This is a genomic window from uncultured Shewanella sp. (genome assembly GCF_947501225.1).
Classification (GTDB): Bacteria; Pseudomonadota; Gammaproteobacteria; order Enterobacterales; family Shewanellaceae; genus Shewanella.
The window spans coordinates 248,685-263,224 of record NZ_CANMUW010000003.1 but is presented as its reverse complement, the minus strand read 5'-3'; the positions used below and the strand labels follow the sequence as shown (position 1 = coordinate 263,224).

General features: G+C 52.3%; 13 protein-coding genes. 8 read left to right on the top strand and 5 right to left on the bottom strand.

The annotated features are described in order from the left end of the window. The first annotated feature begins 111 nt into the window (after positions 1-111). The 5 genes from Q1B47_RS06675 (at position 112) to Q1B47_RS06655 (ending at position 4,064) form a co-directional block, all read left to right on the top strand. Positions 112-1,467, top strand: coding sequence for an MATE family efflux transporter (locus tag Q1B47_RS06675; protein ID WP_299790544.1), 1,356 nt, complete (start codon positions 112-114; stop codon positions 1,465-1,467). A gap of 226 nt (positions 1,468-1,693) precedes the next feature. Next, positions 1,694-2,350: a Qnr family pentapeptide repeat protein gene (locus tag Q1B47_RS06670; protein ID WP_299790541.1), complete on the top strand. Its 657-nt coding sequence runs from the start codon at positions 1,694-1,696 to the stop codon at positions 2,348-2,350. Positions 2,351-2,602: 252 nt separating this feature from the next. Beyond that, entirely contained in the window at positions 2,603-3,001 is a 399-nt protein-coding gene (locus Q1B47_RS06665; RefSeq protein ID WP_299790532.1) for a c-type cytochrome domain-containing protein, read from the top strand. A 214-nt stretch (positions 3,002-3,215) separates the two neighbouring features. Next, the gene (locus tag Q1B47_RS06660) at positions 3,216-3,638 is read left to right on the top strand and encodes a hypothetical protein (protein ID WP_299790530.1); all 423 of its coding nucleotides are present in this window, start codon (positions 3,216-3,218) and stop codon (positions 3,636-3,638) included. A 60-nt stretch (positions 3,639-3,698) separates the two neighbouring features. Further along, entirely contained in the window at positions 3,699-4,064 is a 366-nt protein-coding gene (locus tag Q1B47_RS06655) for a DUF6677 family protein (RefSeq protein ID WP_299790527.1), read from the top strand. Between the two features lie 97 nt (positions 4,065-4,161). Here the strand turns inward: Q1B47_RS06655 and Q1B47_RS06650 are convergent, their stop codons facing one another. The 3 genes from Q1B47_RS06650 to Q1B47_RS06640 form a co-directional block, all read right to left on the bottom strand. Continuing rightward, positions 4,162-4,452: a hypothetical protein gene (locus Q1B47_RS06650; RefSeq protein ID WP_299790524.1), complete on the bottom strand. Its 291-nt coding sequence runs from the start codon at positions 4,450-4,452 to the stop codon at positions 4,162-4,164. A 192-nt stretch (positions 4,453-4,644) separates the two neighbouring features. Continuing rightward, positions 4,645-5,022, bottom strand: a complete 378-nt coding sequence (locus tag Q1B47_RS06645) for a hypothetical protein (RefSeq protein WP_299790521.1) — start codon at positions 5,020-5,022, stop codon at positions 4,645-4,647. 225 nt (positions 5,023-5,247) lie between these two features. After that, positions 5,248-5,415: a hypothetical protein gene (locus tag Q1B47_RS06640; RefSeq protein WP_299790518.1), complete on the bottom strand. Its 168-nt coding sequence runs from the start codon at positions 5,413-5,415 to the stop codon at positions 5,248-5,250. A gap of 266 nt (positions 5,416-5,681) precedes the next feature. On the opposite strand from Q1B47_RS06640, the gene Q1B47_RS06635 reads away from it, so the two are divergent. Next, the gene (locus tag Q1B47_RS06635; RefSeq protein ID WP_299790515.1) at positions 5,682-6,227 is read left to right on the top strand and encodes a helix-turn-helix domain-containing protein; all 546 of its coding nucleotides are present in this window, start codon (positions 5,682-5,684) and stop codon (positions 6,225-6,227) included. 19 nt (positions 6,228-6,246) lie between these two features. Here Q1B47_RS06635 and Q1B47_RS06630 read toward each other — a convergent pair whose 3' ends face one another. Then, the gene (locus Q1B47_RS06630) at positions 6,247-7,197 is read right to left on the bottom strand and encodes a LysR family transcriptional regulator (protein WP_299790512.1); all 951 of its coding nucleotides are present in this window, start codon (positions 7,195-7,197) and stop codon (positions 6,247-6,249) included. A 227-nt stretch (positions 7,198-7,424) separates the two neighbouring features. Between Q1B47_RS06630 and Q1B47_RS06625 the strand changes: the two genes are divergently transcribed. Both Q1B47_RS06625 and Q1B47_RS06620 read left to right on the top strand, forming a co-directional pair. After that, a complete protein-coding gene (locus Q1B47_RS06625) occupies positions 7,425-8,504 on the top strand; it encodes an efflux RND transporter periplasmic adaptor subunit (protein WP_299790509.1) in 1,080 nt (359 codons plus the stop codon). Between the two features lie 82 nt (positions 8,505-8,586). After that, on the top strand, positions 8,587-11,664 hold the full coding sequence (locus Q1B47_RS06620; RefSeq protein ID WP_299790506.1) for an efflux RND transporter permease subunit: 3,078 nt from the start codon (positions 8,587-8,589) through the stop codon (positions 11,662-11,664). Positions 11,665-11,945: 281 nt separating this feature from the next. On the opposite strand, the gene Q1B47_RS06615 is transcribed toward Q1B47_RS06620, so the two are convergent. Then, positions 11,946-14,354 (bottom strand): zinc-dependent metalloprotease, encoded by a 2,409-nt coding sequence (locus Q1B47_RS06615; protein WP_299790503.1) that lies wholly within the window; start codon positions 14,352-14,354, stop codon positions 11,946-11,948. Between the last annotated feature and the right edge of the window lie 186 nt (positions 14,355-14,540).

Sequence of the window (14,540 nt, the reverse complement as noted above, 5' to 3'; positions counted from 1 at the left end):
AGATCCAAGGCCTTTACAAAAAAAATCTCATTTTTTTTAACTCCGGTTTATAAATGCAGACTCAATCCTGATAGAATTGCCCTCCTTCAGTTGACTAGGCAAGACTTCCCCATGAGAGACAGACACGGGCTGCTTACACAGCCAATTGGTCGTGTACTGCTAAATATGAGCCTCCCAAACCTGATTGGTATCTTAACCATTCTGGGGTTCAGCCTCGTCGACACTTTTTTCATCAGTCAGTTAGGCACTGAGTCTCTGGCTGCGATCAGTTTTACCTTCCCGGTGACCTTAGTAATAACCAGCATCGCCATCGGCATAGGTGCGGGTGTATCCACCAATCTGGGCCGACTTATCGGCAGCGGACAGGCGCCGAAGGCTAAGGTGTTTCTCCATGACACTCTGCTGCTCACATTCGGTTTAATCGCCTTTATCTCCCTGATTGGCAGCCTCTGTATCGGCCCGCTGTTCACCCTGCTCGGTGCCAACGAAGCCAGCTTACCGCTGATCCGCGACTACATGTTGATCTGGTATCTGGGGGTCCCTCTGCTGGTGTTACTTATGGTCGGTAATCAGGGGCTTCGCGCCACCGGTGATACTCACTCACCGGCGCAGATAATGATGCTGGCGGCGGTGATAAACCTGATCTTAGATCCTCTGTTGATATTCGGCATCGGTCCCTTTCCGCGGTTAGAGATACAGGGGGCAGCCATTGCCAGCGTGATCTCCTGGGTCGTGGCGCTGTCGCTGTCGAGCCACCTGTTGATATTTAAGCGCCATCTGGTGGAGTTTGCCCCGCTGAATATGCAGCGACTCAGGTGCAACTGGAAACAGCTGGCCCATATCGCTCAACCCGCAGCCCTGATGAACCTGCTTAACCCGCTGGCAAACGCCATGATCATGGCCATGCTGGCGCGCATCGACCATGGTGCGGTTGCCGCCTTCGGTGCCGGTACCAGATTGGAGTCGGTCCTGTTGATCGTCGTGATGGCGCTTTCGTCGAGCCTGGTCCCCTTTATCGCTCAAAACCTGGGAGCCGGACAGACCGAGCGCGCCCGTGAAGCACTATTACTATCGCTAAGATTTGTGCTTGTGTTTCAAACCTTGCTATACCTGCCTTTATGGTTTTTTGCCGAGCCCATCGCACAGCTTTTCAGTAACGATGCCCAGGTGATAGAGTGGTTGACCTTCTATATCCTGATGTTGCCGGCCGCCTACGGTCCGCTGGGTATCGTCATCTTGATGGCGACCTCACTCAACGCCTATCACAGACCCATGTATTCGCTGATCCTCAATGTGTGTCGACTCTTCCTCATCATGCTGCCGTTAGCCGCACTGGGCTCCTATCTCAATGGGGTGGAGGGCCTGCTTCTGGCCCTGCCGATAACCAACACCCTCATGGGAATCGCCTGCTATATTCTGGCGACTAAGGTCTCGGAACCCGAAAAGCACCCTCATCACCTTGATTAGAAGAGCCATCAGCGGCACGCAAATAAAGAGCCCTCAGCGGCACGCAAATAAAGAGCCCTCAGCGGTTTTAATAGAGAGCCTTCAGCGCAGAGCCATCAGCGACTGGTAAAGAGTAGAGACAACAGCCTTCTGCGGTTTTAATAAAGAGCCATCAGCGGCTGGTATAGCCGCTCGTAAAGAGAAAAACATAGAGCCCTCAGCGGCTCATAACTGAGTAGGACAAAAGATGCAGGCCACAGAACAAACATTCATCGACAGCAACTTTCGTGAAGATGAGCTGCAGGATGCGATTTTTGAACGTTGTCTATTTTACCGCTGTGACTTCAGCCGCGCCGATCTCACCGACGCCAGCTTCATCGACTGCAAATTTATCGAACAGGGCGACAGCGATGGCTGCCGCTTCGATTACGCCACGCTCACTAACGCCAGCTTCAGGCAATGCAACCTGAGCATGGCGCTGTTCACCGGTGCCAAATGCTTCGGTATCGAACTCAGGGAATGCAACCTGCAGGGGGCCGATTTTGCCCGTGCCAGCTTTGCCAACCATATCACTCACAAGACCTTCTTCTGCTCCGCCTACATCACCGGCTGTAATCTGGCCTATGCCAACCTCGAGAGTGCACTACTGGAGAAGTGTGAGCTGTTTGATAACCGCTGGCTAGGTGCAACGCTTATCGGCGCCTCGATGAAGGGCTCAGATCTCAGTGGCGGCGAGTTTTCCCCCTCACAGTGGGGCACGTTCGAACTCGAAGGTTGTAACCTGTGCCGGGTTGAGCTCGAGGGGCTGGATCCCCGCAACGTTAAACTCGAAGGGGTAATGATAAACCAGTGGCAGCAGGAGCAACTGCTCAGCCCGCTGGGCCTTATCGTGACGCCGGATTAAAAGGAGTCGTAAACAGCCTTGAGCGATAAAAAGTAAGCACTAAGAAAAGAGAGGTAAACCCTTCTCCCCTAGCCCCTCGGTTCTCCCACCTGATATGTAACCTTCTCTTGCCACTCGATTTCTCATTTGCCCTATATTAGGGACAATTGTTAAACCCCGACAGATAATACAGATATCGCCAACTATACTGATAGATAGGTTCATCACAACAGCAGTATGTGATTTTACGGAGTTGGTATGAAGGAGGCGAAAATGTCTATTCACAAAGGCTATATCCTGTCCGCACTTATCCTGCCAGTGCTGTTAGCCGGTTGCGAACGCGCCGTCAGCTTTAATGATCAGGTAATGCCTATTCTGCAGGCCTCATGTGTCAGTTGTCACTCGGGTTCCGGTGAGGGAGCGCAGCTAACCGAACTGAACCTTACCAGTTATGCCCAGGTCATGCAGGGCACCAGGTTGGGCGCTATTGTCGTCCCCGGAAGCGCCGCATCCAGCACCCTGTATCTGGTGATAGATCATAAGGTGGATACCAAGATTCAGATGCCGCCTCACCATGATGATAAATTCCCTCAGGGAGAGGGTGAGCCCCTGAGCAGCGATGAGATAGCGACGATAAAGCGCTGGATAGACGAAGGTGCGAAGAACAACTAGCCAGCTCCCGGGGAGCATCGGTTAATAGTTTAGGCTTGAGTGCCGCCGGTTTAACCTCCCGGGGTTACTGTTTCACGCCCGGGCAGCTTATCAGTGGCCACATTAACTATATTCGTGGTCACCACGACATTCTATGGGAACTTGTCAGCGGCGCTGTGCCTGAGTTACATTATTTCTCTGTTGATGATCTTCCCACTAAAAGAGGACCCGACTCATGATCAGAGCCTCAGCCAAAACAGTTACCGCTTTTTTATTACCCATCGCCTGCCTGCTGCCGTTACAGACCCTTGCCGCAGTCTCAATTACCTCCTATCTGTCGGCTCAGGAGCCTGTCTTCACCACATCGAAGAGCACATCTCTGAGTGAAGAGCAAAAGAGTGAAGAGTACAGGATAGGTGTCATGGTAAAGGCGCTTTCCGCAGCCATCACCTCACCCGCCGAGCCGGAGTCACTGGAGATCATTACCCGCTATGGTACAGACTCACGTTACTATGTGATGATCCGGGGATGGTTAGTCCAGGAGCTGTCCGGGGTGCAGAGTCAACTCGACGCCAATCGTAACGATAAAGCCAAAGAGCAGCTTATTGAAAGAGTAGCCCTGTTATCAAAGGCCATCCGCCGTATCGATCTTGAATGATCTGCCTTCAGGAGCCACTTCAAACTTACAGCTTTTAGCTTATAAACAAGAGTATTACGCATGAACAAAGCCGTTAAGGCCGCACTCATCTCGGCCTTTGTCTGCCCCGGCGGCGGGCACTTCTATCTGAAACAGTACACCAGGGGCACACTGCTCTCAGTGACTATGCTTGGGGGCTTGCTGTATCTGCTCGACCGGGCCGTGGAGCGGGCGCATCAGATAACGGACAGGATACTCAGTGGTGAACTCGCTCCGGATCTCAACGTCATCTATGGGCTGATCACCCAAGCCCCCGACCCTGCTCAGGCGAGTATGATCAACCTCGCCACCTCTGTGTTTTTCATCGCCTGGTTTGTCGGAGTGATAGACTCCTATCGCCTGGGTCATGGGATAGAAAAAAAGCAGTCAGGAATTCATGACTCCTGACTGCTTCATCTGTTACGGGTTTATCGATAGGGCTCAATCGATCACCGCTACCTCTTAATTTCGACCATGCATAAATAGTTAGCGGCTAGCTCTGCTCTCACAGTGCCGCTGTTTTAGAGAAGTCGTGCTGTGTCGATGGCTTAGGCTCAGTCTCGGTGGCGGGCTGGTTCACAGAGAAATCATACTCCGCTGTCGCCGCCAGGGTCTTAGAGAAATCATGTTGCGTCGATCCGGGTTGCAATTGGTTGCCGGTCGCAGACCTGTTTTGAGAAAAATCATAACTTGCCTTGGCCGCATTCGTCTTCGAGAAATCGGGTTTCTCGGCCATGGCAGGCTGTGAAGCAAACATGAGCAGGGCAGATAAGGTCACGCTGGTTAACATCTTCATATAGAACTCCAATCTTTTTGACCACAAATGATTAACATATAGCTTAAATTAAATTACATCATCAGTGAACAAATGAATCAAATATTATGCAAATTGATACATACCTTTATGATAGTCAGGTATACAGCTCGAGAGGGAACACTGTTTTTTTAACGCTTATAAAACAGTGACTAACCTCGAGTTGGATTGGCGTTAAGCTATTGGGGGGCGATTAATCGGCAAGGGATCTGTCGTTTGGGCAGACCAGAGCGCGGCACTATTTTGCGGGCTCCTGGTGGGGCGATATTTTGTTAAAGAGGGCTCGATAAAAATGCCCGTCATGGACACACAATGGCTGACACAGTGCCCGCTCGCTAACATGGTACAGGCATCGGCGCAGTTAAAGACGCTGATATTTGAAGGGGTTGAACTGCCTACTGCATCTGAAGAGGTGCCAAATGAAATAGGTTGCGCCTCTTCCACCACTGGGGACAATGAGTGCATCAGGTCGTGGGTCGCCAAAGCAGGAGAGAGAAGGCTCTGCCCAATTAAAGTTATCAATAACACGACTTGCACGATACGTTGAATCAAAGTGGAGCTCTCAGTCCTTACAACTCATTTAGCGGCTTAATGCCAACCGGTATAACTCTAGACCCACACAAGCGTAATTAGTTGCAGCCATGGCAATATATATTGCCGATATCTGATGATGCTCATGCAGTAGCAGCCATCAGAGATAAAAAAACGCCTCACTGCAGAGAGTGAGGCGTCTTGTTATTTCAACTTGCCGAAAAGCGTTCGGCAGGGAGCATAGACTTACAGATCGCAGGTCTTCTCTTCTTGAATCAGACCCGCTTCAACGGCATCGATCGCTTTTTGATCGTGAGCGTTAGCCGGGCAGCCACAAGCGTGGTCACTTGTTGCGTGCAGACGAGCCTGCTCGATGTGCCACTGTGCTACTTTCAAATGCTGATCTACGTTCATGGTATAACTCCGAAATATGAAATGATGATATATAAAAGTTGGCGCTAAAATATCATCGCAGAATAACGTGACACAAGCCCTGACGGAGTGAAAATGATAAATTATCAGAAATATGTTTTAATATTAGAATTATGCTCGAGATGATGTTGATATCTTGGCTATGGGTCGCAAGTTGCGAGATATTAGTCACGAGGTCGAGTTGTGAGGTTCGAGGATAAAACTTAAAACCTGGAACAGCACCTAGCACCTGAACACAAGGAATCACCATGTCCAATCCGATCAACGAAGGTATCAAGCGTCTTCGCGCCCAGCATAAGCTGACTCAGATAGAGCTGGCCGAGATGGCCGGGATCCCCCGGGCTACCCTGGCCAATATGGAGGGCGCGAACAGTAACCCCAGCATCAACGTGGTGATGAAGGTCGCTCAGGCATTGGGGGTGACGGTGGATGACTTGATAACCCGCAGACAATCTGTACATGTCACTAAGGTGGAAAGAAAAGATATGCCGGTCTCCCACCAGCATGACGGCAAGTTTATCAGCACCCGCACCAGTCCCATCAGCACCCAAAATCTGCAGATCAATGATGTGATCATGATGCCCGGCTGCAACACCAAGGGCGTGCCACACCCAGAGGGCAGCCATGAACTCTTCCTCTGTCTGGAAGGGACCGCCACTTTAGAGGTTCAGGGGGAGATGTTTGAGATAGAGGCGGGCAACCTCACCTACTTTAAGGGTCACCTGCCCCACAGATACGGCAACCCCAGCCTTAAACCGGTTCATGCCGTAGTGGTAGTATTTATGCAAAAATAACCAGCGCATGCCCTAATACTTATGATGAGTGCCAGGACTTGATGGATCCCTTCAATCTCTCCTCCCGGGCACAGCCTCTACCTGAGTTACACCGCTCGAGGGCTGCCATCATATGATCGATGAATCGCTGGCTCGCTAAGCTGATAAAGCGTCTGGAGGGGTAGACCAGATAACACTTGCCGATATAGGGCTCAACATCTTCAAACAGTATGTTGAGCTCGCCCCGCTCTATATACTCATGGGTCAGCTCAATAGGCAGAAAGGCGATTCCCCTTCCGCTTAAGGTCGCCTGCAAACAGAGCTCTATGCTGTTGAGGCACAAGTTCCCCTTCACCCCTATAGTCCTGTCGTTGCCGAACGGTACATCATTGAAGATACGCCCGTTAGGGTAACGGAACAGGATTGAGTTATGATTCGCAAGCTCTTCCGGGAGCCTTGGAGTACCCGCCTTGGCCAGATACTCAGGACTGGCAACAAAATAGAGCACCTCACTGAGCATCTCCCTTGCCACCATCTCATTTTCGTTGAAGGAGTCCTCAACCATGAAGGCAAGATCGATCTTATTACGGATCATATCCTGAGGCTCGGTGCTGACAATCAGCTCGACGGTGAGATCCGGGTTGTGATCCATAAATTCGAAGATACCGGTAACAATATCCGGTAGCTGGGGCACTGGGAAGATAAGGATACGCAGGTGCCCGCCAACCTCGGCCTCGGTATCGGTGAGCTCCACTATGGTCTGTTCGAGATCCCCGAGAATAGACTGAGTCTTATCGTAGAAGTGGCTTCCCGAAGCGGTTAATGTCATGGAGCGACTCTGACGATGAAAGAGCTTCACCTTCAGATCGTCTTCTAAGGTTTGCAGGCGGCGACTCACTGTCGATTTGGGGAGGTTCAGCAGGTCTGCCGCGTCCACCAGGCTGCCAGTTTCAACGATGCGATGAAACAGGGAAATATCTTCGGTTTTCATAACTCACTCTCACTCAACAACCACTCTAGTGCTTCTCACCAGATTAATAATCTAAGCGGGAACCCTTTACCCAGAGTTATCATGCACAGAGTCTATTCGACAATCAAGAATAAATAGTTTCATTTTTTGGAACCGATGGTTCCAAACATTCCCATTTTATTCAATATTAGATACTGCTATCTTAGCGGCAATTGATACAGTTTGTCGCAAATATGGAAACCCGCTCTATGAAGCATCTATCGAAAACACTCATCTTTCTAATGACCACGGCCATTTTGGCCGGCTGCAGCGCAGAGTCTACTGAAGTTGCCCCGCAACCGATAAGACCGGTGAAGTTGTTAGAGGTTACAGATGTTAATGCCGCTTCTATCCGGGCGTTTCCGGCGAAAATTGCCGCCACGAAACAGGCCGATCTGGCCTTTAGGGTACCCGGCCAGCTCATTGACTTTACTCTGGTCGAGGGACAGCAGGTGAAAAAAGGCGCGACTTTAGCCCGCTTAGATGACAGAGATGCCCGTAACACCCTGCTTAACCGCGAAGCCGATCATGAACTGGCAACTGCCGACTATAAACGTAAGGGAGAACTCCTGCGCCGCGAACTGATCTCTCAAGCCGATTATGATCTGGCCAAGGCCCAGCTAAAGTCTGCCACCGCAGCCCTTGCCAACGCCCGCGACCAGTTAAGCTACACCCGTTTGACAGCCCCCTATGACGGCACAGTCGCAAAGATCTCCATGGATAACTTCCAGATGGTTCAGGCCAATCAATCTGTCTTAGTCTTACAGAGAGACCGTAATATCGATGTCGTCATTCAGGTTCCTGAATCTATGGCCAGCCGCGCCATCACCTTTAATCCGGATGCAAAGTTTCAACCTCAGGTTCGTTTCAGCACTCAGCCGGAGTTCAGCTACACGGTCAGCCTGAAAGAGTACGCAACCCAGGTCACTCCAGGCACTCAGAGCTATGAAGTGGTATATACACTGCCAAGACCCACACAGTTTAACGTACTTCCGGGTATGAGTGCTGAGCTGACACTGGACCTCTCTTCAGGCAATGAGCCAAGCAAAACTGTGGTTCCGGCCAGTGCCGTGATGAAGCGAGATCTCGATGGTGAGAATATCGTCTGGCTCTACCACAGCGAGACCGGCAAGGTGATGCCTCAAATCGTCACCCTGGGCCGTGTAACCACTGAGGGGGTCGAAATTCTACAAGGGCTAAGCTTGGGCGATCAATTCGTGGTTGCCGGCGTGCAGTACCTGTCGGCCGAACAACACGTTAAACCACTTCGCTGGCAACGTGGGGTGTAATACCTTCCGGTATTGCCTCCAGCCGCTCTTATACCAATCGGTATTAATTAATTAACCGCTTTCGCCTGCAAGGATTTAACCTGTGAATTTCGCTCAATACTCAATCGAACATAAAGTTGTCAGCTGGATGTTTGCCCTGCTACTGCTCGTTGGGGGCAGTATCTCTTTTCTTGGCCTGGGTCAGCTCGAATTCCCCGAGTTCACGCTCAAACAGGCACTCGTAGTCACCGCATATCCCGGCGCCTCACCCGAACAGGTAGAGGAGGAGGTCACCCTTGCGCTGGAAGATGCGATTCAGCAGCTCGATGCCGTCAAACATATCACCTCGGTCAACAGTGCCGGCCTGTCTCAGATAGAGGTTGAGGTAGAGGACCATTACGATGCCACAGAGCTGCCCCAGGTATGGGATGAGCTTCGCCGTAAGGTCAGTGACAAGACAGGTGAGCTGCCACCGGGGGTGATGACACCCAGCGTTATCGACGATTTCGGTGATGTCTACGGCATCTTGCTTAACATCACAGGTGATGGTTACTCAAACCGGGAACTGCAGAACTATGCCGACTTCCTCAGGCGTGAACTGGTACTGGTCGATGGGGTTAAAAAGGTCAACATAGCCGGTAAAATTACCGAGCAGGTGGTTGTCGAAATATCACAGCAGAAGCTCAACGCCTTAGGCCTGGATCAGGACTATATCTATAGCCTGATCAACAGCCAGAACGTCGTCTCCAATGCGGGCAGCATCCGGGTCGGCGATAACCGTATCCGTATTCACCCAACCGGCGAATTTAACCAGGTTAAGCAGATGGAGCGCCTGCTTATCAGCGCCCCCGGCAGCACTAAGCTTATCTACCTTGGCGATATCGCCGAGATCTATAAAGATAACGATGAAACCCCAACAGAGATCTATCACGGCAATGGCGAGGCGGCGTTATCGGTAGGTATCGCATTTTCCGGCGGCGTGAACGTGGTCGATGTGGGTGCAGCCATTAACCAGAGGCTTGCCGAGCTTGACGATCAGCGTCCTATTGGTCTGGAGCTCGTTAAGGTCTACGACCAGAGTAAGATGGTTGACCAAACTGTCTCGGGCTTTCTGGTCAATCTGGCCGAATCTATCGCCATCGTGATCGGCGTACTGCTGATATTTATGGGAGTGCGGGCGGGCCTGCTGATGGGGCTGGTACTGCTGCTGACCATATTGGGTACCTTTATCATGATGAATGTGCTCAATATCGAGCTGCAGATCATCTCACTGGGGGCGCTGATCATAGCCCTGGGTATGTTGGTGGATAACGCCATCGTGGTGACCGAAGGGATCCTTATCGGCATAAAACGCGGCCAGTCCAGGCTGGAAACCGCCAAAGAGGTGGTGTCCCAGACTCAGTGGCCACTGCTGGGCGCCACAGTCATCGCCATTCTAGCCTTTGCACCGATCGGCCTGTCTGATACGGCAACCGGCGAGTTCTGTGTATCCCTGTTCCAGGTGCTGCTGATCTCACTGTTTATCAGCTGGATCACCGCCATGACCCTGACCCCCTTCTTCTGTCACCTGATGTTCAAAGACGGCGAAGTCAGCAGTGATGAAGATGATGACCCATACAAGGGTTGGATATTCAACCTGTACCGAGGCGTGCTCAATCTGGCGATGCGTTTTCGCGCCATCACCATACTTATCGTTGTCGCCGCGCTGATCTCCTCGGTGATGGGATTCGGACACGTGAAAAATGTCTTCTTCCCGGCCTCGAACACGCCGATGTTCTTTGTCGATGTATGGATGCCTGAGGGTACCGACATCAAGGCAACCGAGCACCTGCTCGGACGAATCGGGAAGGACCTGATGCAGCAGCAGGAGGTGCATGATATCGGTCTGGTCAATCTCACCAGCGTGACTGGCCAGGGGGCGCAGCGATTTGTGCTCTCATATGCACCGGAGAAGGGCTATAACGCTTACGGCCAGCTGTTGATCGAGATGACAGATCTCACCACCTTGAATCAATATATGCGTACCCTTGAGCGGGAGCTAAGCCTCAAGTATCCGGAAGCTGAGTATCGCTTCAAATATATGGAGAATGGTCCGAGCCCGGCCGCTAAGATAGAGGCGCGCTTCTATGGTGAAGATCCAAAGGTGCTGCGTCAGCTGGCGACCCAGGCAGAAGCAATATTAGATGCAGAGCCGACAGCCGTAGGCGTGAGACATAGCTGGCGCAATCAGGTGACCCTGATCCGTCCGCAACTCGCTCTGGCTCAGGCACGTGAGACCGGGATCAGCAAGCAAGATCTCGATAACTCCCTGCTGGTTAACTTCAGTGGCAAGCAGGTGGGGGTCTACCGTGAAAACAGCCACCTGTTGCCTATCATAGCCCGGGCTCCGGCCGAAGAGCGTTTAGATGCGGACAGCCTGTGGAAGCTGCAGGTCTGGAGCAGCGAAAACAATCTGTTCGTACCGGCGACTCAAGTGGTTTCCGAGTTCAGCACCGAGTGGGAAAATCCGCTCATCATGCGCCGTGACAGGAAACGTATGCTGGCAGTCTATGCCGACCCGATTAACGGCACCGACGAGACGGCCGACTCGGTATTTAGAAAGATCAGGGCCGACATCGAAGCCATCGAGCTTCCCAGTGGTTATGAGCTCGAGTGGGGCGGAGAGTTTGAAACCGCCGGCGAGGCGCAGGTGTCGGTATTCAGCTCAATTCCTATGGGTTATCTGGCCATGTTCCTCATCACCGTGCTGCTGTTTAACTCGGTACGCCAGCCTCTGGTTATCTGGTTCACCGTACCACTGTCACTCATAGGTGTGGTATCCGGGCTACTGCTGTTCGATGCCCCCTTCAGCTTTATGGCGCTGCTGGGTCTGCTGAGTCTGACCGGTATGATCATCAAAAATGGCATAGTACTGGTGGATCAGATAAACCTGGAGCTGAGTCAGGGCAAGGAGGCTTACCTTGCGGTCATCGACTCATCGGTCAGCCGTGTGCGCCCCGTGTTGATGGCGGCTATCACAACCATGCTGGGTATGTTACCGCTACTGAGCGATGCCTTCTTCGGCTCCATGGCGATCACCATCATCTTCGGCCTGGGCTTTGCTTCGGTATTGACCCTTATCGTACTGCCGGTGACCTACACCCTGGCATTCAGAATTCCCTATCCACGTAGAGGAGGTTAATGCGGTCTGATTAATTGAGAAAAAAGCTTAATGAATTGATAGCTTGATACATTGATAAAAAATTGCTTCCCGGCACTCCCGATCCGCTCACGCGGGTCGGGATTTTTCATTTCACCACTGGCTGAGAGAGCTGTTAGATAGGCGAGCCCGGTGGCATCTTAAGTGGCTCTATCAGGCATAGAGATCAGCTTCACTTCCACATCTTTACCCCGCTTTCCACCCCACCAGCTAATCATGACATGGGGATCGGCCCCATGAAATTGCGAGGCCGGAAAAAATAGTTAGATCGGCGAGCCCGGTGGCATCTTAAGTGGCTTAGGGATCAGCCTGATTTTCACATCTTTAATCCCTCTCTCCACCCCATCGGCTAGCCAGGCAAAGTGTGCCGCCTCATAGGCGCTGGCACGTTTAACTTTGCGTTTAAGTTGCTTAAGGGTATAGCGCAATCGTTCTGCAAGTTGTGCCTTCACCTCGGGGCGAGTCCGCTCATCATGGTATGCAGTTAACAGCTCATCTATGATGACACTGTTGACGCGCATCCAGACTCCCAGCTGACTCCCTGTTGGAATATCCGCGTACAGGGTGCTGCCAAGCAGCTTGTCCACGATAGCGGGAACCGAGAGCTGCTCCTCCCTGTCGTTCAGGTAAGCCTGATTGACCCGGTTTAACCGCTCGGGTGTCAGAAGCTGCTCTACGGTATGGCGGCTCAACACTTCGGCCATCCCCAGTGGGTCGCTCACCACGCCCAGAGCTGAATCGAAACTCTCGCGGCTGCGACTATAGTTACCGGACTTAGGTACCAGGGCTTCCTGCAGTTGCTGGGATATCGTCAGCGCCGATGGCTTGAGTGTTTGCAGCAGCGCATCAAGCGCCGTCTTCTGTAGCTGTGGGGCGAGGTAGTGCCAGGACTCACCATCGATACCTGTGTTATAGCTGTAATCGGTACCGCCGATAAACTTAGCCGCGGCCGTGATCTGATAGCGGGTCAACAGATAGACCGGCACGAAGGCGTCACTGAGCTCCCCCATCGGCTGCTTATCCAAAAGTGCCCGGCTTGAGAAATCCTCGATCGCCCGGGTTCGCACCTTACCGAGTCGAATAAGTTCGGCGACGGGATCGCTGCCGTTGTCCCATAGGCTCGCGTAGGCATGGCTTGCTCCCCGGGCCCGTGAATCGGCCTCACCGATATAACGCAGGCCGTCCAGCTGTACCTTGCTGATGAGCTCTGAGAGCCGGGTAGACTGCTGAAGCTCGTCACCATATTCACCATAGCCATACTCGACCATAAATTTATCCCAGGCGCCTAGTCCGGTGCCATAGGGCGCAGAGATGTCGATCTTATCGCCCTTTAGGGTTACCCGGGGATGGGGGTAATCCATCACCGAGGCGTTACCGTTACCCGAGGCAGCAAAATTATGATCGAATCCGAGCGTATGCCCCACCTCGTGGGCCGCCAGCTGGCGGATCCGGGCCAGAGAGAGTGCCTTGGCCGCTTCAGCGGCCTGTGCCCTGTTTTCCCATCCCGCGGTCAGACCACGGGCGATAAGGTGATCTTGCCTGACTCTCTGACTCCCCAGGGTCACATGCCCCTTGATGATCTCACCGGTTCTGGGATCGGTCACCGCCGAACCGTAGGACCAGCCTCGGGTGGCCCTGTGTACCCACTGAATCACGTTATAGCGGATATCCTGAGGATCGGCATCCTCAGGCAGCAGTTCAACTTTGAATCCATCGATAAACCCGGCCTGGGTAAATGCCTCTTCCCACCAGGAGGCACCTTCCAACAGCGCACTGCGTATCGGCTCCGGCACACCGGGATCCAGGTAGTAGGTGATAGGTTTAACCACTTCACTGGGCGCTGCTCCCGGTGTCACCTTCTGCAGCCTGTGACGCAGAAGGTGGCGCCGTTTAATATCCTGATCAACCCGGGTGCCATAATCTAAATATTGATCCGAGAGGTAACCACTCATGGGGTGGTAATCGCGGGCGTTATAGCCCTCTTCGGGCAGCGCAATAAATGAGTAACGCAGACGCACCGACATATGTTTACCATCGGGTGTCACCTGTGAGACATAGTCACCGGGTTTTTCGCTGTTAAATGAGAGCAACACATCGACATCGCTGTTACGCTCGAAGGACTTGACCCCTTCAGGCAGGATGACCGAGCGCGTCTTGTCCAGTCGGTAACTCCCCTGCTTTGCCCGTTCCAGCGTCGAGGCGATTCCGTGGAGATCGCTTACCACCAACTCATTGATCGATACCAGATCCCGCTTACCGTCGATCACCTTGCCACGCCACAGCACCGACTCTGCAAATGCCTCTTTCACCGCCCTGAGTTCGGCACTGCTGTCAGTACCCGCCCGGTAGTTCGTATTAAGTTGCTTAAGAAGAAGGTAGGGGCCCTGACGCTCAAACTGCACCATACGCGTGTAACCTAACTGACCACGATCCAGGCCGATATCGTTAGACCCCACACCATGGGGTAGGCTGGTCAGCAGCAGAAAGGGTTGATTGAGCTTGTTGGCTTCGAGATACAACTCACCATCACTTTTTGAGTAAAAGAGATTGATGAAACCTTTGGCTGGCTGACTCTTCTTTATGATGGTGGCGGTATTTGTCGGCGCGGCTATTACGTTGGCGGCCGGGATAGAGATCAGTGCTACCGCCAGGGCGATGTTATAGGGCTTCATTTGCTCTCCTTGAAAGGGGGACTGCAGCGTAATCACTTATTGGTTTTTGTTGTTGGCTGCATCGATGAAATGTTCACGAGTAAAACGAGCTTAAACTGCTCAAGAGAGAGTCTCAAGTGCAAATAATTCAATGACTACCGCCGATGGAGATAACACTATCTCCATCGGCGGATAAATCACTCGATT

Bases quoted from the DNA above. Each gene is read 5' to 3' on its own strand.
- Q1B47_RS06635 (WP_299790515.1), top strand. From the start codon at position 5,682: ATGTCCAATCCGATCAACGAAGGTATCAAGCGTCTTCGCGCCCAGCAT.
- Q1B47_RS06615 (WP_299790503.1), bottom strand. From the start codon at position 14,354: ATGAAGCCCTATAACATCGCCCTGGCGGTAGCACTGATCTCTATCCCG.
- Q1B47_RS06630 (WP_299790512.1), bottom strand. From the start codon at position 7,197: ATGAAAACCGAAGATATTTCCCTGTTTCATCGCATCGTTGAAACTGGC.
- Q1B47_RS06640 (WP_299790518.1), bottom strand. From the start codon at position 5,415: ATGAACGTAGATCAGCATTTGAAAGTAGCACAGTGGCACATCGAGCAG.
- Q1B47_RS06670 (WP_299790541.1), top strand. From the start codon at position 1,694: ATGCAGGCCACAGAACAAACATTCATCGACAGCAACTTTCGTGAAGAT.
- Q1B47_RS06675 (WP_299790544.1), top strand. From the start codon at position 112: ATGAGAGACAGACACGGGCTGCTTACACAGCCAATTGGTCGTGTACTG.
- Q1B47_RS06655 (WP_299790527.1), top strand. From the start codon at position 3,699: ATGAACAAAGCCGTTAAGGCCGCACTCATCTCGGCCTTTGTCTGCCCC.
- Q1B47_RS06665 (WP_299790532.1), top strand. From the start codon at position 2,603: ATGTCTATTCACAAAGGCTATATCCTGTCCGCACTTATCCTGCCAGTG.
- Q1B47_RS06660 (WP_299790530.1), top strand. From the start codon at position 3,216: ATGATCAGAGCCTCAGCCAAAACAGTTACCGCTTTTTTATTACCCATC.
- Q1B47_RS06650 (WP_299790524.1), bottom strand. From the start codon at position 4,452: ATGAAGATGTTAACCAGCGTGACCTTATCTGCCCTGCTCATGTTTGCT.
- Q1B47_RS06625 (WP_299790509.1), top strand. From the start codon at position 7,425: ATGAAGCATCTATCGAAAACACTCATCTTTCTAATGACCACGGCCATT.